At 43.9% G+C, this 26,740-nt stretch carries 22 protein-coding genes and 1 other annotated feature; of the genes, 16 read left to right on the forward strand and 6 right to left on the reverse strand.

The annotated features are described in order from the left end of the window. Positions 1-45: 45 nt before the first annotated feature. The 9 genes from M3204_RS16095 to M3204_RS16135 all read left to right on the forward strand — a co-directional run bounded on the left by M3204_RS16095 (position 46) and on the right by M3204_RS16135 (position 9,236). Positions 46-177 carry a CcmD family protein gene (locus M3204_RS16095; protein ID WP_251483794.1) on the forward strand — a complete coding sequence of 44 codons (132 nt, stop codon included), beginning with the start codon at positions 46-48 and terminating at the stop codon, positions 175-177. Between the two features lie 14 nt (positions 178-191). After that, positions 192-698, forward strand: coding sequence for a TlpA family protein disulfide reductase (locus M3204_RS16100; protein ID WP_251483797.1), 507 nt, complete (start codon positions 192-194; stop codon positions 696-698). Between the two features lie 246 nt (positions 699-944). Further along, positions 945-1,469 (forward strand): cytochrome c3 family protein, encoded by a 525-nt coding sequence (locus M3204_RS16105; RefSeq protein ID WP_251483802.1) that lies wholly within the window; start codon positions 945-947, stop codon positions 1,467-1,469. Further along, positions 1,462-2,895, forward strand: coding sequence for an ammonia-forming cytochrome c nitrite reductase subunit c552 (locus M3204_RS16110; RefSeq protein WP_251483815.1), 1,434 nt, complete (start codon positions 1,462-1,464; stop codon positions 2,893-2,895). The genes M3204_RS16105 and M3204_RS16110 overlap by 8 nt, the downstream gene beginning before the upstream one ends. Before the next feature lie 452 nt (positions 2,896-3,347). Then, a complete protein-coding gene (locus M3204_RS16115) occupies positions 3,348-4,535 on the forward strand; it encodes an MDR family MFS transporter (protein WP_251483818.1) in 1,188 nt (395 codons plus the stop codon). A 162-nt stretch (positions 4,536-4,697) separates the two neighbouring features. Next, the gene (locus tag M3204_RS16120; protein ID WP_251483821.1) at positions 4,698-5,225 is read left to right on the forward strand and encodes a CueP family metal-binding protein; all 528 of its coding nucleotides are present in this window, start codon (positions 4,698-4,700) and stop codon (positions 5,223-5,225) included. A gap of 92 nt (positions 5,226-5,317) precedes the next feature. Next, the gene (locus tag M3204_RS16125; RefSeq protein ID WP_251483824.1) at positions 5,318-6,682 is read left to right on the forward strand and encodes a sigma-54 interaction domain-containing protein; all 1,365 of its coding nucleotides are present in this window, start codon (positions 5,318-5,320) and stop codon (positions 6,680-6,682) included. Between the two features lie 370 nt (positions 6,683-7,052). After that, entirely contained in the window at positions 7,053-8,372 is a 1,320-nt protein-coding gene (locus tag M3204_RS16130) for a GntP family permease (RefSeq protein ID WP_251483832.1), read from the forward strand. 87 nt (positions 8,373-8,459) lie between these two features. Continuing rightward, entirely contained in the window at positions 8,460-9,236 is a 777-nt protein-coding gene (locus tag M3204_RS16135; protein ID WP_251483835.1) for a 3-hydroxybutyrate dehydrogenase, read from the forward strand. Between the two features lie 96 nt (positions 9,237-9,332). Here M3204_RS16135 and M3204_RS16140 read toward each other — a convergent pair whose 3' ends face one another. The 4 genes from M3204_RS16140 to M3204_RS16155 form a co-directional block, all read right to left on the reverse strand. After that, on the reverse strand, positions 9,333-10,055 hold the full coding sequence (locus M3204_RS16140; protein ID WP_251484209.1) for a LutC/YkgG family protein: 723 nt from the start codon (positions 10,053-10,055) through the stop codon (positions 9,333-9,335). After that, positions 10,049-11,479, reverse strand: coding sequence for a LutB/LldF family L-lactate oxidation iron-sulfur protein (locus M3204_RS16145; RefSeq protein WP_251483838.1), 1,431 nt, complete (start codon positions 11,477-11,479; stop codon positions 10,049-10,051). The genes M3204_RS16140 and M3204_RS16145 overlap by 7 nt, the downstream gene beginning before the upstream one ends. A gap of 57 nt (positions 11,480-11,536) precedes the next feature. Continuing rightward, complete coding sequence (locus M3204_RS16150; protein ID WP_251483841.1) at positions 11,537-12,253, reverse strand: (Fe-S)-binding protein; 717 nt, start codon at positions 12,251-12,253, stop codon at positions 11,537-11,539. Positions 12,254-12,623: 370 nt separating this feature from the next. After that, positions 12,624-13,355: a FadR/GntR family transcriptional regulator gene (locus M3204_RS16155; protein ID WP_285856997.1), complete on the reverse strand. Its 732-nt coding sequence runs from the start codon at positions 13,353-13,355 to the stop codon at positions 12,624-12,626. A 320-nt stretch (positions 13,356-13,675) separates the two neighbouring features. Between M3204_RS16155 and M3204_RS16160 the strand changes: the two genes are divergently transcribed. The 3 genes from M3204_RS16160 to M3204_RS16170 all read left to right on the forward strand — a co-directional run bounded on the left by M3204_RS16160 (position 13,676) and on the right by M3204_RS16170 (position 18,197). After that, on the forward strand, positions 13,676-15,370 hold the full coding sequence (locus tag M3204_RS16160; RefSeq protein WP_251483844.1) for an L-lactate permease: 1,695 nt from the start codon (positions 13,676-13,678) through the stop codon (positions 15,368-15,370). A gap of 92 nt (positions 15,371-15,462) precedes the next feature. Further along, positions 15,463-16,875, forward strand: a complete 1,413-nt coding sequence (gene glcD, locus M3204_RS16165; protein ID WP_251483846.1) for a glycolate oxidase subunit GlcD — start codon at positions 15,463-15,465, stop codon at positions 16,873-16,875. Continuing rightward, on the forward strand, positions 16,872-18,197 hold the full coding sequence (locus M3204_RS16170; RefSeq protein ID WP_251483849.1) for a (Fe-S)-binding protein: 1,326 nt from the start codon (positions 16,872-16,874) through the stop codon (positions 18,195-18,197). The genes glcD and M3204_RS16170 overlap by 4 nt, the downstream gene beginning before the upstream one ends. Positions 18,198-18,213: 16 nt before the next feature. Here the strand turns inward: M3204_RS16170 and M3204_RS16175 are convergent, their stop codons facing one another. Continuing rightward, complete coding sequence (locus tag M3204_RS16175) at positions 18,214-19,221, reverse strand: nuclease-related domain-containing protein (protein ID WP_251483852.1); 1,008 nt, start codon at positions 19,219-19,221, stop codon at positions 18,214-18,216. A gap of 463 nt (positions 19,222-19,684) precedes the next feature. Next, positions 19,685-19,905: a binding site (T-box leader), on the forward strand. Positions 19,906-19,961: 56 nt separating this feature from the next. On the opposite strand from M3204_RS16175, the gene leuS reads away from it, so the two are divergent. From leuS to M3204_RS16190, 3 genes are all read left to right on the forward strand, one after another. Continuing rightward, positions 19,962-22,376 (forward strand): leucine--tRNA ligase, encoded by a 2,415-nt coding sequence (gene leuS, locus M3204_RS16180; RefSeq protein ID WP_251483871.1) that lies wholly within the window; start codon positions 19,962-19,964, stop codon positions 22,374-22,376. A gap of 184 nt (positions 22,377-22,560) precedes the next feature. After that, positions 22,561-22,872 (forward strand): rhodanese-like domain-containing protein, encoded by a 312-nt coding sequence (locus tag M3204_RS16185; RefSeq protein WP_251484216.1) that lies wholly within the window; start codon positions 22,561-22,563, stop codon positions 22,870-22,872. Between the two features lie 56 nt (positions 22,873-22,928). Further along, positions 22,929-23,114, forward strand: a complete 186-nt coding sequence (locus M3204_RS16190; RefSeq protein WP_251483875.1) for a sporulation protein Cse60 — start codon at positions 22,929-22,931, stop codon at positions 23,112-23,114. A gap of 239 nt (positions 23,115-23,353) precedes the next feature. Here M3204_RS16190 and M3204_RS16195 read toward each other — a convergent pair whose 3' ends face one another. Beyond that, positions 23,354-24,625 carry an NAD(P)/FAD-dependent oxidoreductase gene (locus M3204_RS16195; RefSeq protein ID WP_251484219.1) on the reverse strand — a complete coding sequence of 424 codons (1,272 nt, stop codon included), beginning with the start codon at positions 24,623-24,625 and terminating at the stop codon, positions 23,354-23,356. A 486-nt stretch (positions 24,626-25,111) separates the two neighbouring features. Between M3204_RS16195 and M3204_RS16200 the strand changes: the two genes are divergently transcribed. Continuing rightward, positions 25,112-26,737 carry a putative polysaccharide biosynthesis protein gene (locus M3204_RS16200; protein WP_251483879.1) on the forward strand — a complete coding sequence of 542 codons (1,626 nt, stop codon included), beginning with the start codon at positions 25,112-25,114 and terminating at the stop codon, positions 26,735-26,737. The last annotated feature ends 3 nt before the right edge of the window (positions 26,738-26,740 follow it).

Consider the following 26,740-nt stretch of genomic DNA (forward strand, 5'->3'; position numbering starts at 1 on the left):
TTGGAAACTAGCAGGTTCAATGACAATTTTAAGGAGGAAAAGAAAATGACATATTTATTCATGGCTTACTCAGTTATTTGGACTTTGATCGCTGGATATGTAGTGGTGCTTGGAAGACGCCAAAAGGAACTGAAAAAAGAGCTGCAGCTTCTTGAAGAATGGAATTCAGAAAAATAAAGCAGGTGAAGAGGATGGGCAAGAAGATCGTACCAATTTTCGTCATCATCGCTGTGATCGGAGTGCTGGGCTTTTTGGTCAGCGGACTGGGCGGAAAAGCTTCAGCCCAGCCTGGAGATCAGGCGATCGACTTCGAGCTGAAGGATATTAACGAAAAAACTTATAGGCTATCAGACTTTAAAGGCCAGCCGGTCGTCTTGAACTTCTTTGCGACCTGGTGTGCCCCATGCATTGATGAAGCACCTGAACTGGAGGCGTTTGGAAAAGAGTATAAGGACGCCAAACTGCTGATCCTGGCAAAAGGTGAATCGAAAAAAAGAATAGGAAAATATATCGGGGAAAGTGACTCACAGCTTACCTACCTGCTGGATACAAAAGAAGAAATTTCAAAAGATTACACTGTCATCGGGCAGCCGGAGACGATCATCATTGATGGAAATGGAGTCATAGTCGAGCGGTTTTCCGGCCCAACAACAAAAGACGATCTAATCAAAATGATTCAGGAAAAGGTTTCACCATAACCAAGGTTAAGGCACGTTAGTGTTTTAATAGATTTGTAATAAAGGCTGTTTCCGAATAGTTGTTGCATTACGGCAATACCGGTTTTACGCAAGAGGAGTAATTTCCTGCTGTAATCTTAAGCATACTTGGTAAGTGCAGTATAACTTGTCCGAAATGAAAAACAACAATTTTTATGGGGAGAGAATTGAACAGCCAGGTGCCAGTCAATGAGCGCCGGATTAATCGCTATGGGGGAGGTGAAAGGGATGCTTAAAAAGCTGCTGGGAATAGACAAAAAAATGCTTTTATTTATCGGGGTTTTTGCTGGAATCATTGTTTCTGTCGTAACCGTCAAAACGCTTGCTTACACAGATTCACCTGAATTTTGCTCAAGCTGCCACATCATGACGGAGGTCCATGATTCCTTCTCTGATTCCAACCACGCCGGGCTTGCCTGCGGTGATTGCCACCTGCCGCATGAGAATATGGTGAAAAAATATACTTATAAGGCAAAAGCGGGCATGACACATGTGTATTTCAATACACTAGGAGAAGCAAAGATTCCGAAGGTGCTGCACGCTACGGAAAACTCCGATGAGGTCATAAACGAGAACTGCATCAGCTGCCATGAAAATACATTGGAAAATGTATCTCATGACGCAAAGGATAGCTGCTCAAGCTGCCATCAGGCAGTGCCGCACGGCAAAGGCTTTAAGACAGAAGATTATTTTAAACCGCCGAAACCAGGTGAGCTCTTAGAAAATAAAGGAGGGACGATGAACAATGGCTAGAAATTTCCGCTGGGCATATTTAATCCTTGCGGCTGTCATGCTCATCATAACAGGCTGCTCCAGCTCAGAAGAAAAAGCAACTTCCGCGAGTGAGCTGAAGACCGGGCTTAGCAAAGATGAAATTAGCAATGAGGCCTTTAAAGACCTCTTCCCGCTGCAATATGACAGCTACAAAAAAAATGAAAAAATGGAAGATACGAAGTACAGTGGTTCTGTTAAACGAAGCAAGTTTGACCATGATAAAGAACCTTATTTGCCGGTGCTTTTCAATGGATACGGCTTTGCGACTGAATACAACGAGGACCGCGGACACATCTACGCAAATGAAGATATACGGGCAATCGCACGTATTACAGACAAATCAATCGGATCGTGCTTAACCTGTAAATCGACTGCAGTGCCTCATATGATTGAGGAAATGGGTGACGATTACTGGGGCGGCAATTTTAACAAAGATATTTGGCCAAAAGCAGAAGCAATGGGACATTCTCCAATTGGATGTTCGGACTGCCACGATCCACAGACAATGGACTTGCGTATCACCCGTCCAAGCTTCATCAAAGCAATGGAATCACAGGGAATTGACATGTCCAATCCAACGAAGAATGACATGAGAAATTACGTTTGCGGACAGTGCCACGTAGAATACTATTTCGCTGCCGATAATGGCGAGGTTACATTCCCATGGGCAGAAGGCTTCAAACCGCAGGATATGTATGCATACTATGAAACTACTGCAAAGGAACAAGGTTTCGAGAAGGACTGGATTCACAATGTGTCTGGAACACCAATGCTTAAATCACAGCATCCTGACTTTGAGACACATCTGGAAGGTCCGCATGGCAAGGCTGGGGTAACATGTGCAGACTGTCACATGCCTTATGACCGCGTGGATGGCAAAAAGAAAATCAGTTCACACTGGTGGACATCGCCGCTGAAGACGATGGACCAATCATGCGCTACCTGCCACAGCAACAGGGAAATGGATGATCTCGAAGAACGTGTTCTTGGTATCCAGGAAACACATATGGAAGCTCTTCATAAAGCAGAGGATATCTCGATCACCTCACACTATTATGTAAATAAAATGATCACTTCCGGTGTAAGTGAAGAGAAAATCAAGCAAGCACAGGGGCATATAAGAAAAGGTCAATGGTTCTGGGATATCGTTGCAGCTGAAAGCTCAGCCGGATTCCATAATCCGCAGGGATCGATGGATTCGTTGAGGGTTTCAATTGAAGAGTCAAATGCGGCCATTAATCTCGCAATCGAAGAATTAACCAAGAAGGGTGTAAACCTGGAAGAGCTTAAGACAGAGATTGAAAAAGTGAAGAAGGCTGTATACGACGAAAAAGATAACTTCAAGAAGAAAGACAAAGCAATCAACAGTTACTTCCCGGCTCAACAGCCTGCTCCAAAAAAATAAGAGAATAGTAAATTAGAGAATAGATAAATAGGAAAACATTGTGCAAATGGTAGTTTGTACGGTGTTTTCTTTAGTTTTACAGAAAATCGGATGGGTGTCAATATTCATATCTGAGCGCACGCTTTTTTGATATTTTTCATGAGTTTTAAGGAAATTTTGCTTAACAGCTGCCTTCAATGGGAGAACATAGTGATTCTTTCTCAAATTCTTCAAGAAAACAGCTTTATTTAAGAAGGAACCCTCAATTATTCCGCGAAAATTTGTCGAAATCCCGCAAGAATGTTGCTTTATTCCGCGAGCTGGAAATGATAAGTTATTTTATTAAAACGACTCTGAAATAATAGAATATTTCCACTTCAAAAACCTACATAAATTCCTATTGCAACCACCGATAAAAAGCAATAAAATTACTTTGGTATTCGAAATTTCAAACATGCAAAGGGGCGTTTTTTATGCCGCGAGCCCTCTGGCTTTTAATTATTGGGATGGCAGTCAATGTTACTGGCTCTTCTTTTTTATGGCCTTTGAACACGATCTACATTCATGAGCATCTTGGCAAGTCGTTGTCGGTTGCTGGATTTGTATTAATGCTTAACTCTGCTGCCAGCGTAATCGGCAATCTTTTCGGCGGCAGCCTATTTGATAAAATTGGCGGTTATAAGTCTATTATTCTCGGTATAGGCATCACGATCATCGCCTTGATCGGGCTTACCTTATGGCCAGGATGGCCGCAATATATTTTCTTTTTGACAGTCGTAGGATTTGGGTCGGGGATTGTCTTCCCTGCCATGTATGCGATGGCAGGGTCAGTATGGAAAGAGGGTGGCCGCAAAGCATTCAATGCCATCTATGTTGCCCAGAACCTTGGGGTTGCGATCGGTGCCGCGCTTGGAGGTCTTGTAGCATCCTACTCGTTTCAGCTTATCTTCATGGCGAACGCAGCCATGTATTTCATCTTCATGCTGATTGCTGTTTTTGGCTACCGCAGCATCGATACTCGTGCAGCAAAGCAAACGAATATTCTCCAAGAAAATGGAATGGTCAAAAGCCGTACAAAGCTTGCGGCCTTACTGATTTTAGCAGTCGGCTATCTGCTTTGCTGGGTTGGCTATGTACAGTGGCAAACAACAATCGCAGCATACACACAGGAATTGAACATTTCATTAAATCAATACAGCATCCTATGGACCATCAATGGTGCGCTGATTGTACTTGGACAGCCGGTGGTCAATAAATTGATCAAACCATTCCAAAGCAAATTAAAATTGCAGATTGTAATTGGAATGGTCATATTCATGGTTTCCTATGCAGTAGCAGCGGGAGCACAGCAATTCACAGGATTCGTGGCTGGCATGGTCATCCTGACAATTGGTGAGATGCTCATTTGGCCTGCTGTGCCGACTATCGCAAACGATCTCGCCCCAAAAGGACGCGAAGGCTTTTACCAGGGAATCGTCAACAGTACTGCAACCGGCGGCAGGATGGTCGGTCCGCTCATGGGCGGAATCCTCGTTGACTTGTACGGAATGCCGATGCTGTTTGCGGTTTTGATCGGCCTTATGTTTATCGGCATCTTCACCACAGTGATTTATGACCGTAAATTAAAAGAAGCGATCGGCTTGGCTGCAAGAGCTTCATAGTTGTTAAAGCTGGAACAGCCTAACCTGCTAAGAAGGATAGTCACAATATCTGCATTTTTTCTCGATAGAAAATGCACAATTTGCGACTAATATAGAACTGTGGGATACAAGATTTACAATATGAAAAAAACATACTGAAAGGAAAATGGGGGTGTATACAAAATGAAATTAAAAATCCTCGCGGTAACATTCTTGGCTGCAGGTTTGTTATCTGCCTGTGGTGACGGAGAAAAAACCTCCTCAACCGAAAAAGAACCGAAAGACATTAAGGAATTGGTAAGTGATTACAGCTCAGGCAAGATAAAAGGACAGAACGTCTCAATCACATCCCAGGAACTTATTATTGCTGAAAGCGACGGAAACAAGCAGGTATATGACTTGTCAGAAGAAGACTTTTTTGTTTCGATCGCACCTTACGAAAATGAAACTCATCCTTGAACAAATCATAACTTGACAGGTTGTCAAGGTGAGATGGTTGAAAAAGAGTTTGATGTATACATTGAAGACATGGACGGCAATGTTGTCATGGACGAAAAGGTGAAATCGCAGCAAAACGGATTCATCGATTTGTGGCTGCCAAGAGATAAAAAGTTCCGAACAAAGATTGAATACAATGGAAAAATGGTGGAATCAGAAATCTCCAGTTTTGAGAACGACGCTACATGCATTACGACGATGCAGTTGATGTAGATGAAAAGCACCTGATTAGGTGCTTTTTTATTTGTCTGAGTTTGTTTTCAGAAAAGTATGATAAAATCAAAATAAAAACCAGGTGACAGATTATGAATGCTAAGCTTTTACACATCCCGGCTGACATTATTGAGACGATCGTCGAGAACGCGTTCGAATGGCTTGTTGTGGTCGACAGGCAAGGAAGGATCATCTATATAAATCACAATTATTGTGAGTTCCTTGAAGTCAACCGTGAGGAAACGATTGGCAGACATGTGACTGAAGTGATTGAAAACACGAGGATGCATATCGTTGCTGAGACAGGCAAGGAAGAGTTAGCCGACCTCCAATACATAAAAGGGAATTATATGATCGCAAACCGAGTGCCAATCATCCGGAACGGGGAAGTGATTGCCGCGTTCGGTACGGTATTTTTCCGGGACACGCAGGAATGGATGAAAATGGACAGCCATGTAAAAAGTCTCCTGACAAGGATGCAGCCCTACCTTCAAAAGATCGATACGGGGGTAAAATTTACACTTGATGATATCCTTGGTGAATCAAAGCAGATTTTAAGTTTAAAAGAAAAAGTGAAAATGGTATCCAACAGCGATATTTCCATCCTGATAAGGGGAGAAAGCGGGACCGGCAAGGAACTTTTTGCTCACAGTATCCACCAGCTGAGCAGCCGGAGCCAGAAGCCGTTCATAAAAGTGAACTGCGGGGCGATACCGGAGAACCTTCTGGAATCGGAGTTATTTGGCTATGAAGAGGGAGCTTTTACTGGAGCAAAAAAGGGCGGAAAAAAAGGCAAATTTCAGCTTGCTGATGGCGGGACCCTTTTCCTCGACGAGATTGGCGATATGCCGCTCAGTATGCAGGTAAAACTTCTAAGAGCCCTTCAGGACGGGGAGATAGAACCGATTGGTTCAACCAAGTCGGTGTCAGTCAATGTGCGGATCATCGCGGCGACCAACAGGCCGCTGGAAAATATGATTGAAGAAAAACGCTTCAGGGAGGATTTATTTTACCGGATCAATGTTGTTCCGTTCAGTGTCCCTCCATTACGGGAACGAGCAGAGGATTTAAGCCTGCTGATCGAATATTTTATCGACAAAGTGACGAATAGGCTAGGCAAGCGGATTGCCGGTTTAGACAGTGATGTCATTTCCGTCCTTAAATCGTATAGCTGGCCGGGGAATATCAGGGAGCTGGAGAATGTGATTGAGGCCGCAGTCCATTTAACTATAGGCGAACAGGTCACGCTCGAATCCTTGCCGGATTATCTTCAGACACAAAACGCTTTATATCGATTCAATAATAAAAAGCTCAAGGATATTATAGAAGAAACAGAAAAATGGGTGCTCAAGCAAAGTCTGGATCGAAATAATGCCGACAAAGCCCTTATGGCAAAGGAGCTAGGGCTAAGCAGGTCCACCCTATATGAAAAACTCAATAAATACAATTTATTGTAGTCCGAAAATCCGGAAAGGTGTCCGGGTTTTCGGATTTCTTTTTTTCTAGCAATTTATAATGAGTTTTTCACTGTAGGAATGCTGAAAAAAACAGTGAGCACGGGACAGGTTTTGCCCAATGATGACTATTAAATACCTGAAATGAAAAATTGATAGAGTCCGAAAATCCGGATTTAAATTGCAGAAAATTTAGAATAATGTTGATGTTAGCATGTTTTTAAAGTTGGCATGAAAGTTGCAATATATAAAATAGCTATTTTATTTCAAGTCTTACTTTTTGAAAGCGTTGACATTTTTAATGAACGGGAGGGCAGAGGTTTATCAATTTACATTTATAAACGACTTAATAAACAAACAAGGGGGAAAAGGAATGCTGAGCATGATTGGTTTGATTGGCGGGCTGGCATTATTGATTTATTTAACAATGAGGGGAATGAATTTACTTATTGTTGGTCCGATTTCTGCTTTATTTGTTGCATTATTTAGTGGCATGCCGCTATTCCCGCAGTTGGCGGAAGAAGGGGCAGCTAATTTTCTAAGCAACTACATGGCTGGTTTCTCTGGTTTCGTCACTTCATGGTACATGATGTTCTTGCTTGGTGCGATTTTTGGGAAGGTAATGGAAGACAGCGGCGCGGCTGACAGCGTGTCAGAATACATCGTAGGAAAGTTCGGGATGAAATATGCTGTGCTGGCGATCGTCATTGCCTGTGCCGTATTGACTTATGGCGGAGTAAGTTTGTTCGTCGTCGCATTTTCGGTTTATCCAATGGCATTGAGCTTGTTCAGGCAGGCTGACCTTCCAAGGCGGTTCATCCCTGCAGCATTGGCCTTCGGTTCGGTTACCTTTACGATGACTTCAGCTGGGTCTCCGGAAATCCAGAACTGGATTCCGATTGAATTCTTGAACACTTCTCCATATGCAGGCTGGGAGGTCAGCTTAATTGTAGCTGTCTTCATGATGATCTTCGGCTATTGGTGGCTGAAACGCATGATCACCAAAGCAGTCGCAAAAGGCGAAAAATTTGTTTCAAGAGAAAAGGATCCAATGGCCGAAAAACGCGAGCTTCCTCATCCTATGATGGGTCTGATTCCATTGTTGGTCGTATTGGTTATCTCGTATGTGTTCCATGATTCATTAAAACAGTCTGCCTTGATTATTGCCCTTCTCGGAGGGGTCATCGCCACCTATGTGTTAAACCGCAAATACTTCAAAAACTTCTGGGAGGCAATCTCCGAAGGAACTTTGGGTGCCTTGATCGCAATCGGTAATACAGCCGCTGTTGTAGGATTCGGCGGCGTTGCCAAAGCAGTGCCGGCGTTCCAGACAGCTGTTGAGGCAATGACGAATATTCCGGGAAGCCCGTTAATCGGTGCTGCTGTCGCAGTCAGTGTAATTGCAGGTATGACTGGTTCAGCTTCAGGAGGCCAAGTAATCGCACTGCCGCTACTTGCACCGCACTACATGGATATGGGTGTAAATCCAGAAGCGCTCCACAGGGTAGCAGCGATTTCCTCCGGGGCCCTCGATTCATTGCCTCACAACGGTTATGTCGTAACAACAGTAAGAGCGATCTGCGGCGAATCCCACCAGGATGCATATAATCCTGTCGCTGCAGTGACAGTAATTGTTCCGTTAATCGGCGTTGCGATTGCGATTGTTCTCTTCTCACTTGGACTGGGAATTTAATGGGGATTATTTTTCGTAAATAGAGTTGTAGTTGTTCATGTTATTTCTAAGTAAAAGAGTCAGAGCCTTTATGAGAGGAGTCATCAGATGGTACAAAATAAAGTAGTGCTGATTACCGGAGCCGCCCAGGGAATCGGTTACGAGATTGGCAAAAGCTTTGCTGAAAATGGCGGGAAGGTTTTCTTGACGGATCTGCAGGAAGAAGCTGTGAAAAAAGCAACGGTGAGCCTGCGTGATTTAGGATATGAAGCATCGGGAATGAAATGTGATGTTACGAATGAAATGGAAATTGAACAGGCAATCGCAAAATGCGTCGAGGAGTTTGGCCGTGTCGATGTCCTTATTAACAATGCAGGTTTGCAATACGTCTCATTGATAGAGGACTTCCCGACTGAAAAATTCGAATTGCTGATTAAAGTGATGCTGACTGCACCTTTTATAGCCATGAAGCATGCTTTGCCAGTCATGAAAAAGCAAAACTTCGGCCGGGTTATCAATATGGCTTCAATCAACGGGCTCGTCGGCTTTGCCGGAAAAGCCGCATATAATAGTGCCAAGCACGGAGTAATCGGCCTGACAAAGGTTGCAGCCCTGGAAACGGCACAGCATGGCATCACCGTAAATGCAGTCTGCCCGGGTTATGTAGATACACCTCTTGTGCGAAACCAGCTTTCAAGCCTGGCGGAGACTAGGAATGTTCCGCTCGAAAAAGTACTCGAAGAAGTGATTTTCCCGCTAGTACCGCAAAAACGGCTATTAGCTGTAGAGGAGATTGCTAATTATGTTCTCTTCCTTGCGAGCGACAGTGCAAAAGGAATCACAGGCCAGGCGGCAGTCATTGATGGAGGCTATACAATTCAATAAAAAAATGAGCCGGCATCCACTGAAGGAAGCCGGCTCATTTTTTTATATTTATTGAAAGGTCATCAATTCGTTGATTTGAAGGAAACCTAACCAGTCTTACAGATCATCAATTACGATATAGGTTGCTTTTACGGGTCCATGCACGCCAACAACGAGGTTCAGCTCAATGTCTGCAGAATTGCTTGGGCCGGTAATAAAGTTAATGCATGATGCTACCTGACTACCTGAGTGGTGCAATTCGCGCAATTCACGCGCTGCCTGGGTAATCCTTGGTACGATGGTGCTCTTGGGAATAAGCGCAATATAAGTGGCTGGAAGGAAGCTGACTGTCCGGCCTTTGTCCTTATCGCTGAATAACACAACCGTGCCAGATTCGGCGAGGGTCATTTCACTGATTGTGATGCCGACATTCGCTTTTTCTGCCTGACGGATATTTTCTTCCCCTTTAGTATGGTCCCACTCATACACTTCAATGTTATTTGATGGCCATTCCTTTTTCATAAGAGAATCGAGTCCCCATTTTGAAAAACGGTCATCCTTCCAGGAAACGACTGGGCCGCCTCCATAGTTTGACACAACCTCATTCAACGTTTCAGGCAAATTTTTCGAATCAGTCATGACAAGGCTTGTATGAATTTTTAGGCATTGAGTTTTTAATACCTCAATCAATTCATCAGGAGTGGCTCCGTTTAAAACCTGGTCCTGGGGGCGATGTTTCCAGGCAGGCACCTTAACGCCCTTGGACAATCGGCCTCTGCCAAGTGAGCTTGCGATTTGGTCTAAAAAGGCTTCGCGGTTCTGGATTGTTCCCGTCATGATTCTTTGCCTCCTTTTTCCCGGTTTTTGTACCAGTCTCTGAATCTTTCTTTGTTAGGAGCAGGGAACTCCCTGATGTCTGTCCAGGCTTTTAATGGGCCAGGCCCTTTTGATATTTTATCTCCGACAGTGAATGGGTTCATGGCTGCAGGAGCAACCTTGGAGCCGAGCTTATAGAGCATTGGGGAAGCAGCTCCAAGTCCAAATGCCTTCATGGCCAGTTTTTCAGAAATTGGCGCTTTGCCCTCCTGCTCAACAATGACCTGTCGATGCTTATGCAAAAGCTGGTGAAGCGGTATTTTAACAGGACATACATCTGTACATGCCCCGCATAGGGTAGAAGCATATGGAAGCTCCTTGTATTCGTCGTATCCGCCAAGCAAAGGCGACAGAACTGCGCCAATCGGTCCGGAGTAGATGGAACCGTACGAATGCCCGCCAACATGTCGGTATACTGGGCATACATTAATGCATGCTGCACAACGGATACATTGCAGGACAGACTGGAATTCACCGCCAAGGATTTTTGAGCGGCCATTATCAACGATGACAAGATGGAACTCTTCTGGTCCATCAACGTCATGCTCTTCACGCGGACCTGTCAGGACAGTGATGTAGCTTGTAAGCTTCTGGCCGACGGCGCTTCTTGTCAGCAGGCTGACGAGAACTTCCATTTCTTCAAATGTCGGTACAAGCCGCTCCATGCCCATTACCGTGATCTGGGTTTTTGGGAGGGAGGTAACCAAATCTGCGTTACCTTCGTTAGTCACAAGACTGAAGGAACCAGTTTCTGCTACCGCGAAATTGCAGCCGGTGATGCCGATGTCTGCTGTCAAATATTCCTGTCGCAGCATTTCGCGTGCGTGCCAGGCTAGTTCTTCAGGCTTCTCTGTTTTTTGATAGCCAAGCTTCTTGGCGAAAACGTCCCTGATTTGCTCTTTATTTTTATGCAGTGCAGGAACGACGATATGTGAAGGAGGATCATGATCATCCACCTGGAGGATGTATTCCCCGAGATCCGTTTCTACGACAGTGCAGCCAGCCTGTTCAAGTGTTGCGTTGAGGCTGATTTCCTCTGTAACCATTGACTTTGCTTTAACGACTTTTTTTGCATTCTTTTTGGCAACTACGCCCTTTATATACTCATTCGCTTGGTCCGCCGTCTGAGCAAAGAAAACATGCCCTCCGCGTTTTGCTACATTTTCGCTAAGCTGCTCCAGATAGTAATCTAGATTTTCAAGGACGTGCTGGCGGATTTCTTCACCATGGCTGCGCCATTCTTCCCAGTTCCCCAGTTCTTCAGTCGCGTTCTGCCTGCGGACACCCATGCTGTTCTGTGCACCAGCAACCGCGCCGCGCATGAATGAATCATTGATGCCATTGCCGACACGTTCTTTAAAATTATCAGTTCCAATTTTCATTGCCACGAGAAATTCCCTCCTTTTTGCATCAGGAAAATAATTATTGGTTAATTTCAGGATGGTTTAACGGCTGTTTAATACTTCTGCAATGTGGAGAACCTTTATAGGCTTACCTTGTCTTTCAATCCTGCCGCCGATATTCATTAAGCAGGCAGCGTCCGCACCGATTAAATACTCGGCACCTGTTTCTTCTACATGCATGACCTTTTCATCAACCATCTGCTCAGAAATCTGAGCCATTTTGACAGAGAAGGTACCGCCAAATCCGCAGCATTGCTCCTTACCAGGAAGCTCGGTGAATTCAAGCCCTTTTACATTGCTTAATAGAATCATAGGAGCCTTTTTGACACCTAACAATCTCGTCATATGGCAGGATGTGTGGTATGTAACCTTCCCGTCGAAACGCGCCCCTACATCTTCGATTTTTAAGACATCCACAATGAACTGAGTTAATTCAAAGGATTTCTCGGCAAGCTTCTTAGCCTTTGGCTCCCAAACCGGATCTCCCTTAAATACATGTGGATATTCACGGAACATTGTGATGCATGAACCCGAAGGAGATACAACATATTCCGCATCAATAAATGTATCTATCATCGATTTCATTGCTTCTTTCGCTTCTTTCACATAACCACTGTTATAGGCTGGCTGACCGCAGCAAACCTGAGATTCTGGGAATTCAATTTCACATCCAAGCCTCTCCAGCAGCTCCACAGTGGCAATCCCTGCACTGCTCTGGAACATGTCGACTATACAAGTTGCAAAAAGAGTTACCTTCATTAATTCAACCTCTTTTCTGATGGCTGTTTTCGCATAGATTGTTATTTTTCGAACTAAGTTTCCATCCCGTATATCTCCTCACTTCGATCTCTTTTCGAGGAGATTTCTGCACAGGAATGGATTAAAACTCGTAAAAATCCAAATGCGGTTTTACTTTTTGGTTGTAAAAGCAACAAAGTTTACGAAAAGAGCCTTTCTGATTGATATAAAGATAGATTAACAGGTCATCAGATGACCTGAAAATCACATACCTTAATTAAAACTAATAGTACACTATAAATATATTTTTATGAAAGGGGTTTCAGGAAATTTTTTAAAAATAGAAATTAATAAAACCACACCTTAAGGATCTAGTGTGGTTTCGGGACCATTACAAATGTGTTGTTTTTGCCTGGTGGATGAATTTATGCAGGATGTCTTCAACATTTTCGATATGAGTAATCATAAGGCCCCTTGCTTTTTCAGCATCCTGGTCTTTAATTGCCTGATATATGGCATAGTGCTCATCATGGAGCCTGTCAGTTGTAGTTTGTTTTGAGTATAGCCAGAGGCGGCGGGTTTCTTTCATCGTTTCGCCAATCAAGCCGGATACATGGTTCATCAAGCTGATTAATAACGGATTTTGCGAGCTTTCAGCGATTGCTAAATGAAATTGCAGATCCGCTTTTTCACCCAGTTCTTCATCTCCATTTGCGCTCTTCATTTCTTTCAATGCATCTTCCATGGACTGCAGTTGATGGTCGGTTCTTTTTTGGGCTGCGCAAAAAACGGTCCCAGCCTCAAGAATTTTCCGCACTTCCAACAGATGTGCAGTATCTTCTGCATTCATCAGGATGGCAGTGGATAATGGAAAGCTGATCTGTTCGGGTTCAAATTCCTTCACATATGTTCCTTCGCCTTGACGGATTTCAATCAATCCCATTGCTCTTAGGGCGGTAAGGGCTTCCCTGATGGCGGAGCGCCCAACTTGGAAATTTTCTGCCAGTTGCTGGACCGAATCCAGTTTATCTCCAGGTCCTACCTGCCCGGAACGAATCATGTCATGAATTGCTTCGGCGACTTCTTCATATATCTTCTTTGGTTTAATTTTTTTATATTGCAAAGTTAAGCCCCCATAATTTGTTCTCTTAAAGTACATTATACAATTTTTCGCCTGAACAGGAAGAACGTTTGAGCCTGAGCTGTTATTAAAATGGGAAATTTCAATTAAAAAACTCACAACCGCTGATAAATATATTTTACTAATTTTAAAAAATATATTGAAAATTATCTATCGTACCACCTATAATTCAAATTACAGTCATGTTAATGACCTAGTCATCAGATGACCTTATCACAATATGTAAGCGATTACTTGATAAGGGATGGCAAGCCAGTTGGGGAACTGGTTCATATTTACAATTTGATTATTGGGGGGAAATTATGTCGTTCGTACAAAATTTTACAGCGGTAGGAGATAACCTCGCCTTATCCGCAATCGTTGCACTGATTCCTATTTTGTATTTTTTCTGGGCGCTCGCTATTAAAAGAATGAAGGGTCACATTGCAGGCTTGACTACGCTCGCTGTCGCCATTATTGTAGCGGTTATTGCCTTTAAAATGCCGGCAGGAATGGCACTCATGTCAGCTTCACAAGGCGCAGTTTATGGGATTCTGCCAATCGGCTGGATCATCATTACGTCTGTATTCCTGTATAAACTCACAGTTAAAACCGGACAGTTTGATATTATTCGCAACTCAGTCCTGTCGATTACAGAAGACCGCCGTTTGCAGGCACTTTTGGTAGCGTTCTCATTTGGTGCTTTTCTTGAAGGAGCGGCTGGCTTTGGAGCGCCAGTAGCCATTTCAGCAGCACTTTTAGTAGGATTAGGCTTTAATCCTCTTTATGCAGCTGGACTCTGCTTAATAGCAAACACAGCACCAGTTGCTTTCGGTGCAATTGGGATTCCAATTATCGCAGTGGAAGGACCAACTGGAATTCCTGCAATGGAAATTTCGAAAATGGTCGGTCGCCAGCTGCCGTTCTTATCTGTTTTCATCCCTTTTTATCTAATCGTTATCATGGCCGGCTTTAAAAGAGCTTTCGAAGTTATGCCGGCAATCCTTGTATCAGGGATATCATTTGCAGTTACACAATACTTAACTTCGAACTTTATTGGACCTGAGCTTCCAGATATTCTTTCTGCGCTCGTTTCCTTGTTCGCGCTAACCATTTTCCTTAAGTTCTGGAAACCTAAGACAATTTTCAAATTTGCGGCTGAACAGGAACTGGCAGCTACTGCGGCTGTGAAAATGCCTGCAAAAGCACAGCAAACACATACTGGAGCACAGGTTTTCAAAGCATGGTCTCCATTCCTGATTTTGACAGCTACGATTTCAGTTTGGGGCATTCCGACAATCAAACTTGCCCTAACAGGTCATTATGAAGGAACGAACGTGCTCCTAAAAGCAATCAACTCGATTGGACATGGCTTAACATTTGTGCCGGAAGTACCTTTCTTGAACAATAAAATCATCAACACAGCTGGCGATCCAGTTGCTGCAATTTATAAGCTGGAAGTTCTCGGAGCTGCTGGAACTGCGATTCTAATCTCAGCCATCATTACTAAATTCATAGTCGGCATCTCCTGGAAGAACTGGGTAGTAACTTTCGGTGAAGTGATGAATGAATTGAAGTATCCTGTATTGACTATCGGTTCTGTTGTTGGATTCGCATATGTGACAAACGCTTCTGGCATGAGCACTACATTAGGTATGACTCTAGCAAAAACGGGTGCTGTACTGTTCCCATTCTTCTCTCCTTTCCTTGGATGGCTTGGCGTATTCATCACTGGATCTGATACATCAGCGAACCTGCTATTCGGAAATCTGCAGAAGATCACGGCTACTTCGATCGGCATGGATCCGGTCCTTGCCGTTGCAGCCAACTCTTCAGGCGGGGTTGCTGGCAAGATGATTTCACCGCAATCAATCGCAGTAGCGTGTGCAGCGGTCGGGCTGGCAGGTAAAGAATCCGATCTGTTCCGATTCACGATCAAACATAGCTTATTCCTGGTAACGCTGGTAGGAATCATCACCTTCTTGCAAAATAGCGTTCTATCATGGATGATTCCGTAAATTTCTATTAAATACAAAATAATAATCCCAGGCTTCTGTCGTAATGATTGGAAGCCTGGATTTATTTATCTGCATAGGGAGGAAAATTCATAATGCTTACAGCTACAGTAAAAGAAAAAATCATATCAGTCGTTTCTGCGGCTAATTTTGACGATACGAAAACAGGACGTCTTGTGTATTCTTACGATGCTACACCAAACTTCCAATCGATGCCAGATGGGGTAGTAAGTCCACGGAATAAAGAAGAAGTTTCAGAGATTGTGAAGATTTGCAATGAATATAAAATTCCGATTGTGCCACGTGGATCCGGAACTAATCTTTGTGCAGGCACCTGCCCGACAGAAGGCGGGATTGTGCTGCTCTTTAAACATATGAATAAAATTCTTGAAGTAGATGAAGAAAACCTGACTGCTACTGTGCAGCCTGGAGTCGTGACGCTGGATTTGATCAACGCTGTTGAGTCAAAGGGGTTATTTTTTCCGCCAGATCCTGGGTCTATGAAAATATCAACAATCGGCGGAAATATCAATGAAAATTCCGGCGGACTTCGCGGATTGAAATATGGCGTGACAAGGGACTATGTGATTGGTCTTGAAGCTGTGCTGCCTAATGGGGACATCATCCGTACTGGAGGAAAGCTTGCCAAGGATGTAGCAGGCTACGATTTTACAAGATTGTTCGTCGGTTCTGAAGGAACGCTGGGAATCGTTACGGAAGCAATCCTGAAATTGATTCCAGTCCCAGAAACAAAGCAGACGATGCTTGCTTTGTATCAGGACCTGGAAGCGGCAGCGAAATCCGTTTCCAAAATCATCGCAAGCAAAATTATCCCGGCCACGCTGGAATTCCTCGATCAGCCAACACTAAGAGTTGTTGAGGATTTTGCTAAAATCGGCTTGCCTACTGATGTAAAAGCTGTTTTGTTAATTGAACAGGACGGCCCTCCTGAAGTCGTCCAGCGGGATATGGCGCGGATTGCCGAGGTGTGCAAGGAGGAAAAAGCTGTTTCAGTAAAGGTTGCACAGTCTGAAGCAGAGGCAGAAGGCTTACGGACAGCACGCCGCAGCGCTTTGTCCGCACTTGCCCGCTTGAAGCCGACGACAATTTTAGAGGATGCCACCGTCCCAAGATCCGAGATTGCGAGAATGGTAAATGCTATTAATGAGATTGCAGTTAAATATGATTTGAATATCTGTACTTTTGGCCATGCAGGTGACGGGAACCTGCACCCAACCTGTCCAACCGATTCCCGCAACCATGAAGAAATGGAAAGAGTTGAAAAAGCTTTTGCGGAAATTTTTGAAAAGGCAATTGAGTTTGGCGGCACGATTACAGGTGAGCACGGAGTTGGCGTCATGAAAGCACCGTACCTTGAGTTGAAGCTTGGCAAGGAAGGGGTCGCTGCCATGAAGGCTGTGAAGGCAGCGCTCGATCCGAACAATATCATGAATCCAGGCAAGATATTCGCGAAAGACAGCAGGAAACGAGTGGTGGTTTCAAGATGACAACAGTTCAAGAACAGCAGAGAATCCAGACACAATTTCAGGAAAAAATGAACCAGGACGAATTATTGAATTGCATGCGCTGCGGCTTTTGCCTTCCGACATGCCCGACATACATCGAATCAGGCTATCAGGAATCCCACTCGCCACGGGGACGCATCGCTTTAATGAAAGCGGTAGTTGATGGATTGATCGAGCCTGATGAGGACTTTGAAAGGTCACTCGATCTTTGCCTCGGATGCAGAGCGTGTGAGCCTGTCTGCCCTTCAGGTGTGAATTATGGACATCTTCTTGAGGAAGCACGTGATATTGTTAATCAAAACAAGAAGTTTTCGATGCCGGTTCGGGTCGTTCGAAAAGCTGTATTTAAAGGGCTTTTTCCTCACCAGAACAGGATGAGGGGACTTACTGGGCTGATTGGTTTCTATCAGCGCTCAGGGCTTCAGAAGGTTGCCCGCGGGACAGGGGTGATGAAACTTTTCCCGGAATCGATCGCTACTATGGAAAAAGTACTCCCGAAGGTGCCAACAATGAAGGAAATGAAGAACCGGCCTGAGCACCTTGAAGCAATCGGCACGAAGACACATAAAGTTGCCTTTTTCAGCGGCTGCCTGATGGATACGATGTTCCTTGAGACAAATAATGCGACCATGAAGCTGCTTCAGCTTGCGGGCTGCGAAATCGTCATTCCGAAAACTCAGGCCTGCTGCGGCGCGCTGCATGGCCATAGCGGTGAAAAGGAAGATGCGAAAGCACTTGCACGCCGTAATATTAAAGCCTTCGAGGATGACGGGGTTGATTTTATCATCACAAACGCCGGAGGTTGTGGCGCATTCCTGATTGATTATGACCACTTGCTTAAAGATGATCCGGAATGGAAGGAACGAGCCCTGGCATTTGCTGATAAAATCAAAGATATCTCGCAAATATTAGTAGAAGTAGGCTTCCATGAAAAAGTGAAGCTTGAATTGCCGCATCAAGTCATTACGTACCAGGATTCATGCCACCTGCGCAATGTGATGAAAACGGCCTCGGCTCCTCGTACGCTGCTGAAAGCTATTAATGGTGTGGAATTCCGCGAAATGCAGAATGCCGACCGTTGCTGTGGTTCTGCTGGAATTTACAATATCGTCGAAAGCGAAATGTCCATGCAGCTGCTGGACTCCAAAATGGTCCAGGCAAAAGCCACACACGCCACGACGATTGTCACCGCAAATCCAGGCTGCCTGCTCCAGATGAAACTTGGAATCGAACGCGAAGGATTGGCTTCTAGCATGAGAGGCGTGCATATTGTTGATTTGCTTGTGGAAGCTGTAAAGGAATAGATTATTAGATGAGACCCTATTCGTGATTTTCTTTGCGGATGGGGTCTTTTTTTAAATTGAAGAAATCTTTGGGTGGGTGGTATAGCCTGTTTCTCGTAGTACCAGTAGAAATGAGATTAAGTGATTTTAATATATGAGTTGCTAAATCATCAGAGTTTATTTGAAGGAATAAACGTAATTGTTTATTGGTTAAGGTGTTCCCATATAAAAGAAAGTACTCTTTAATTGCGGGGATATGTGCATCTTTTGAAGTATGGCTGCAGGATTGGCAAAACCAAGTTCCATAGATACGCTCCATCCCAAAGGAAGAGCATTTTGAACATTGTATCCCTGGATTGAGGTCCTTATAGGGAATATTCATGGCACTGGTATCAGGAATAAGTGGTTCATGTTTTTTTAATAACAATTTGGTTATTCTTTTGATGTCTTTCTTGGACCAATTCACTTTTTTATATTTGGACTTCAAATCTGAAATTTTGTACGGAATTCTTGCAGTTCTGCAGACCCTGTAGGCAACTTCTTGACTCCTGCTTGGATTTAAGATGAGTGTTTGCGGGTTGCTGATTGAAACGAAGTACTCTAGCGGAGAAGGGGGGAACTGATTCTTAGATAAAAAGTTATACAAGTGGGAGGTTTGGATTTTGGCTTGTAGGACGGGGTTAGAATAAACTTTAACATTTCCATCATATCGTTGAATCATCTGATCAAATTCATTGTTAAACTCGATTTCCCCAGCGTGATTTTTGGCTTCCATATTTACGGTGAAGTATGGACTAAGTAAAAGAGTGTCTATTTGGAAATGGGTATCATAGTGGGGAAGCCTTAGACTCTGGATGATGGTGAAATCCTCATCTGGAAACTGAGAAAGATAGTAATCAAGTTCCTTTTCTCCCTTGAATCCGGATTTCCTGCGAATTAATTTTGATTCAAACTCCGATTTACGTGGGTGTCTGTCGGGCAGCCTTCTCACAACTGCATCATAAATAAGGATTTCTAATGGGATTGTACGTTTTTTAGCAATCAAATGCATCACTCCCTGTAATTAGTAATATTATAATTAGATATTAAAGGTAGAAATTCCTGTTTTTTAATGAATATCCATAGTTTTGTTAAAAAATGTAATTAGTTAAAGGTGTAGTTTGAGGTGATTCCGCAACTTTTTGTCGAAATCCCGCAAGAACAGTATAAGATTCCGCAATTAAGCATCCTTATTCCGCAACTTTTTGTCGAAATCCCGCAACCTGGTAATTCCACGCGTTTTTTTCCAATAAATACGTAACCAAAGAATGACGTGGCCAGGGCTGCACCCCTGGCTTTTTAGCGCGCACTAGGTTCCAATTAATAACCGAATATGTATCGCGGCACAATTTCGGCAAAAGCCCCACACCAATCCACCACACTAAACATAAAATAACCTCCAAAATGAATTATTTCATCCCGGCTTGCATCTGCCCGGGAAATTTATTACAATATCCCTATATCTATATCGAAAGACTTCGACAAGGAATAGTAGTGGTGCAAGGCCTGATAAAAGAGAGCTGGCGGGTGGTGCAAGCCAGACAGGACCATCATGAACTCGCCTTTGAGTCGCAAGCGTGAACTATTCAGTAGTGCTTGCCGTTTTCCGCGTTAAGGATGAATGAAGCGAGTGTTGCACACTAATTTGGGTGGTACCGCGGGAGATCATACATAACCTCTCGTCCCTTTTACAGGGACGGGAGTTTTTTATTGTCCAAAAATAAATTGAAGCAGGAGGACAAAACGATGAGTTTTAACCATCAGCAAATCGAGAAAAAATGGCAAGCGCATTGGGAACAGAACAAAACGTTCAAGACAACTGAAGATAAAGGGAAGCAAAAGTTTTACGCGCTGGATATGTTCCCGTATCCATCCGGTGCAGGGCTTCACGTCGGCCATCCGGAAGGATACACGGCGACAGACATCCTTTCACGCATGAAAAGGATGCAGGGCTTCAATGTCCTACATCCAATGGGCTGGGATGCATTCGGCCTTCCGGCAGAGCAGTATGCCCTGGATACGGGAAATGACCCTGCTAAATTTACTGAGCAGAACATCAATACGTTCCGCCGCCAGATCAAAGCATTAGGTTTTTCTTATGACTGGGATCGTGAAGTGAATACGACTGATCCTGGCTACTATAAATGGACGCAATGGATTTTCTTGAAGCTTTATGAAAAAGGCTTAGCCTACATTGACGAAGTGGCTGTTAACTGGTGTCCGGCACTTGGAACAGTTTTAGCAAATGAAGAAGTAATCGATGGGAAAAGTGAGCGCGGCGGACACCCCGTTGAGCGCCGTCCGATGAGACAGTGGATGCTTAGAATCACTGCCTATGCGGACCGCTTGCTTGAGGATCTGGATTTATTGGATTGGCCGGAAAGCCTTAAGGATATGCAGCGCAACTGGATCGGCCGTTCAGAGGGTGCGGAAATCACTTTTAACATCGAAGGAAATGAAGGAACGTTCACTGTATTCACGACTCGCCCAGATACATTGTTTGGAGCGACTTATGCAGTGCTTGCGCCTGAACACCAACTCGTTGATAAAATCACGACTGCAGAGCAGCGTGCAGCAATTGAAAAATATATTGATGAAATCAAGAGCAAGAGTGACCTTGAGAGGACAGACCTTGCTAAGGATAAAACAGGTGTATTCACAGGAGCTTATGCGATCAATCCGGCTAACGGCGAAAAAATGCCAATCTGGATTGCCGACTACGTCCTTGCTTCATATGGAACAGGAGCGATCATGGCAGTTCCTGCCCATGATGAGCGAGATTACGAATTCGCTAAAAAATTCGACCTTGAAATCAAAGAAGTCGTTGCTGGCGGGGACATCGAAAAAGAAGCTTATACTGGCGACGGCAATCACATCAACTCTGACTTCCTTAACGGCATGAATAAGGAAGATGGAATCAACAAGATGATCTCATGGTTAGAGGAAGAAGGCATTGGCACGAAAAAAGTTACTTTCCGTTTGAGAGACTGGTTGTTCAGCCGCCAGCGTTACTGGGGTGAGCCGATTCCAATCATTCACTGGGAAGATGGCACAATGTCAGCTGTTCCTGATGAGCAATTGCCGCTTGTCCTTCCTAAAACAACGGAAATCAAGCCGTCAGGTACAGGTGAATCTCCGCTTGCAAACATTGATGAGTGGGTGAATGTTGTTGATCCTGAAACAGGCAAAAAAGGCCGAAGGGAAACGAATACAATGCCACAGTGGGCAGGCAGCTGCTGGTACTACCTTCGCTACATCGATCCGAAAAATGAGCAGGCACTTGCCGATGCTGAAAAAATAAAAGAATGGCTTCCGGTAGATATTTATATCGGCGGAGCCGAGCACGCGGTATTGCACTTGCTTTACGCGCGTTTCTGGCACAAGGTCCTTTACGATGTGGGTGTAGTCCACACGAAGGAGCCGTTCCAAAAGCTGTTCAACCAGGGTATGATTCTAGGTGAAAATAACGAAAAAATGAGTAAATCAAAGGGCAATGTCGTCAACCCGGATGAAATCGTTGAGAGCCATGGTGCGGATACTTTAAGACTTTATGAAATGTTCATGGGTCCTCTTGAAGCATCAATCGCCTGGTCAACGAATGGACTTGACGGATCCCGCCGTTTCCTTGACCGTATCTGGCGTTTGTTCGTTGATGAAAATGGCAGCTTGAATTCAAAAATCCAGGAAGGTGAAACCCAGAGCCTTGAAAAGATATATCACCAGACTGTGAAAAAGGTAACTGAGGACTATGAGGGGCTTCGTTTTAACACCGCGATTTCACAAATGATGGTCTTCATCAATGAAGCGTATAAGGCGGAAGAGCTTCCAAAAGCATACGTTGAAGGCTTCGTAAAAATGCTGTCGCCGATTTGCCCTCATATTGCCGAAGAGCTTTGGAACAAGCTTGGACACAGCGAGTCAATCACGTACGCGGCATGGCCGGCTTATGACGAAGCAAAGCTTGTTGATGACGAAGTAGAAATCGTTGTCCAGGTCAATGGCAAAATCAAAGCGAAATTGATGGTTCCTGCAGATGCAAACAGAGAGACTTTGGAGCAAATGGCCATGGGTGATGATTCTGTAAAAGAACAAATCGATGGCAAGACAGTCCGCAAAGTGATTGCAGTACCGGGAAAGCTTGTCAATATTGTTGCTAACTAATATCTAATATCTCAAAAAAGGGTCGTCGACTGGCGGCCCTTTTCTTATCCGAATTTTTATATACCCAATAGGGTTTATGTTTTGCCAAGAAAAAAGAGTTTTTATATAATAAATAGGGGAAAATACAATATGGTATGAATCCTTTTAAAAAGACAAATTCAATTGGAAATTGGAGGCAATAATGATGAATAAAATTGAAACAATCTCAACTGAAGAGCTTCAAAAAAAATTAGAAGCAGGCGAAAAGCTTGAAATGGTCGATGTCCGTGAACATGACGAAGTAGAATCTGGCATGATCCCGGGAGCTAAGCACATTCCAATGGGCGAGATTCCTGAGAGAATGAATGAGTTCGAAAAGGACAAGGAATACATCTTCATCTGCCGTTCAAGCGCGCGCAGCGGCAACGTTTGCCACTACATGAACGAGCAAGGCTACAAAGTCCGCAACATGGTTGGCGGCATGATGAGCTGGGGCGGAGAAACTAAACGTCCGTAATTATAAAATTCTGAAAATCTGGCCATAATGGATTAAAAAAGGAAGGAAGTTTAGCCTTGATCCAGGTCAGAGTATTTGATCATGAGCATGAAAAAGATCTTGAAAAGGAAATGAACCGGTTTCTTGAGAAGCTTGATGAAAAGAAACTTTTGGACATTAAGTACAATGTCGCGGTGATTCCTGAGGAAGAGGACGAAGAACAGATTTACTGTTTTTCGGCAATGATAGTGTACAGAGCCTGAGATTTCAGGCTCTGTTTTATTTTTGATAATAGAAATACGTGCAAAAACCAGAGACCTTTCCTTCATCGAGTCAATGATGGACAATACTTGGCGCAAAACCGAGATTACTGTCCGTCATCAGTGAAATCCGGGGAACAAAACCGAGATTACTGTCCTTCCTCAACAATATAATGATAATTAATCCTGAAATACAAAATCCTGTCCGTCAGCATGGACGGACAGGATTTGAAAGATGGCCATTAGAATTTCTGCAGTGCATACACCGCAGCATTTGTTCCCGCCAGCCGGCCGGTCACAAGTGCTGAAGTAATATTATATCCGCCTGTGTACCCATGGATGTCGAGGATTTCCCCGCAAAAATAAAGCCCATCTGCTTTCTTGGAGGCCATTGTCTGCGGTTCGACTTCTTTGACAGAAACGCCGCCGCCGGTGACGAATGCTTTGTCTAAAGACAAGGTGCCGTTCACTTTGAACTCAAATTGCTTCACTGATTTTGCGAAGCTGCGGATTTTTTCATGGCCAAGCTGGCCGCCCTGCATTGCCGGGTCAATATCATTCCATTCCAGCAAGAATAATAGATAGCGTTCTGGAACCAGACCCTTAAGCAAATTTTTCACCGCTTTTTTCGGTTCTGCTTTTATGAGCTTATTGATTTCCTGGAAAAGGTCTTCCTCTTTCATATCGGGAAGGGCGTCCAGTGACATTACCACTTCTTTTAGGTCCCATTTTTGCATTGCTTTAACGACGAATTGGCTGCAGCGCAAAACAGCTGGACCGCTGATACCAAAATGGGTGAAAATCATATCCATTTTATGCGTGATCAATGCTTTTCCTTTTGGGTTCAGGACGCTGAGGGCTACTCCCCTTAAAGAAAGTCCCTGGAGAACTTTTTCTTTGATAAAAGATTCGTTTGATGTGACCGGCACTTCGGTAGGGAACAGACCGGTAATGGTGTGTCCAGCTTTTTCAGCCCAGGCATATCCGTCGCCAGTTGAACCTGTATGAGGAACCGATTTACCCCCGACTGCAATAATGATGCTGTCACCATAAATCATTTCTCCATTTTTTAATTCAACAGCTGCTGTCTTGCCATCCTTATAATGGACATCGGCAGCGGGGCTGTTGGTTTTGATATCTACGTTAAGGTCCCTGAGCTTAGAAAGGAGTGCATCGACAACAGACTGAGCCTTGTCGGTAACAGGGAACATCCTGCCATGGTCTTCTTCCTTAAGCTCAATTCCCAGCTTTTCAAAAAATGAGATGATATCTTCATTGCTGAAAATTGACAGGGCACTGTATAGAAACCTGCCATTTCCGGGTATATGTTTAATGATTTCATCAACTGGCAGGCGGTTGGTCACATTGCAGCGACCGCCGCCGGAGATTGCCAGCTTGCGGCCAAGCTTGTCTCCTTTGTCGATGAGCAGCACTTTTGCGCCTTGCTCGCCAGCTGCGATCGCAGCCATCAAACCTGATGGCCCTCCGCCAAGGACGATTACATCATATTTCAATTTCTTCACCATCTTTTCAATTCGCAGTATAAGCAGCTTCTTGTCCGCTGCGCTTTTCTTATTATATAGCATCTTCAGATGAAAAACATGGCAGAAGATGATATAAAAATAAGCATTACCTGGAAGAAAGAAACTCATCCCCAAAACTGGCAGACAGGTTAAAAGAGGAGTAAACTAGGGAATGCAAACAAAATCTGCAATAATTGATAAATATCATAGTGTCCAGTTTTGTTTATGGTAAAATACAAGTTTGTAATAGGTATTGGCTGTTTTCACATAGAATGTTGTTTCCAAACCAAGTTTACATCCCGCCTTTTTCTTAGTTTTCGAGCTCTATTTGAAGAGGTTTCTGAAAAGGGAATGCAGTAAAACTCGTAAAAATCCAAATGCCGATTTTTACTTTTGGTTTTAAAAGCAACAAAGTAAACGAAAAGAGCCTAAGTATTAAATTAAACGACTCAATATAGATTGAAAAGTAGGGATCTTATGTCATCAAAGCTTTTAAGAGGGACATTCATTTTGACCCTTGGCACGATCTTGTCCAAGGTGCTGGGGCTATTTTATGTTATTCCCTTTTTTGCGATTGTAGGGGAGTACGGAACCGCCCTTTATTCGTATTCTTATATTCCTTATACCATTTTTATCAGCGTTGCTACAGCTGGGGTGCCGCTTGCCGTCTCTAAATTCATAGCGAAATATAATGCGCTGGAAGAATATGCAGTCGGAAGGAAGCTGTTCAAATCTGGAGTTGCCGTCATGCTTGCCACTGGAATTCTTTCATTCCTTGTCATGTATTTTACGGCACCAGGGTTGGCGGAAATGGTGATGGATTCTAACGATAAAGATGTGAAAATTAGCGCCGCTGATGTGACGACAGTTATTCGCGCTGTAAGCTTCGCACTGATTGTTGTACCATTCATGAGCTTGATCCGCGGATTTTTCCAGGGGCATCAATCGATGGGACCATCGGCTGTATCGCAGGTTGTCGAGCAAATTGTCCGGATTGTCTTCGTGCTTGCCGGAGCGTTTGTTGTCCTGAATGTATTTAAAGGTGATATGGTTACCGCTGTAAGTGTAGCGACATTTGCCGCCTTTATCGGTGCGCTTGGCAGCCTTGCTGTTCTTGGCTGGTACTGGATAAAAAGGAAGCCGCATTTGGACGAGCTGCTTAAGGAAGACAAAGCTACATTGGACATATCCTTAAAGGATATTTACAAAGAAATTTTGCTTTATGCTGCTCCATTTGTATTTGTAGGAATCGCGAATCCGTTGTTTCAATTCATTGATATGATGACTTTCTCTAGAGCGATGTCTTCGATTGGCTATAGCTCTAACGAGGCGAGTGCGGCGTTTTCAGTATTGAATTTCCAATCGCATAAGCTAGTCATCATCCCAGTCTCTTTAGCAACAGCATTTTCGCTGACACTGGTTCCAAGCATCACGAAGGCATTTATCGAAAATGACCGCAAAGGAATGAGGCGCCAGCTTGACCAGACCTTCCAGGTGCTCATGTACCTTACTGTCCCTGCGGCAATTGGTATAGCGCTGCTTGCAGAACCGATGTATACCATTTTCTATGCACATAATGACCTGGGCACGGAAGTCTTGATGACATACGCCCCGGTAGCAATTTTATTCGCCCTCTATTCAGTAACTGCAGCGATCCTGCAGGGAATCAATGAGCAGCGATTTACGATTTTAAGTTTGCTGACAGGATTATTGGTCAAGCTAACTTTTAACATCCCTTTGATAAAAATGCTGGAGACTCAGGGGGCAGTTCTTTCGACTGCACTTGGTTATATAGCAGCGATTATCATAAATATGATTGTAATCAAAAAATTCGCCAAATATCCGATGGGCTTTGTGACCCGAAGGATTGTCCTTATTCTAGTATTTTCTGGATTGATGGCCGGCGTAACGATGGCATTTTATGAAGTGCTTGTCCAATTCCTGTCACCAGCATCAAAGTTCCAGTCAATCGTGATTATTGGAATATCCGCCTTGATAGGGTCTGCTGTTTATTTTTATCTCGGATTCAGGACCAAATTGGTGGACAGGCTCTTTGGAGATCGAGTCACCAAGATTAAACGGAAATTAAGACTGCCAATTTAATAA

The sequence above is a fragment of the Mesobacillus subterraneus genome, from assembly GCF_023715485.1.
GTDB classification, from domain to species: domain Bacteria; phylum Bacillota; class Bacilli; order Bacillales; family Cytobacillaceae; genus Mesobacillus; species Mesobacillus subterraneus_B.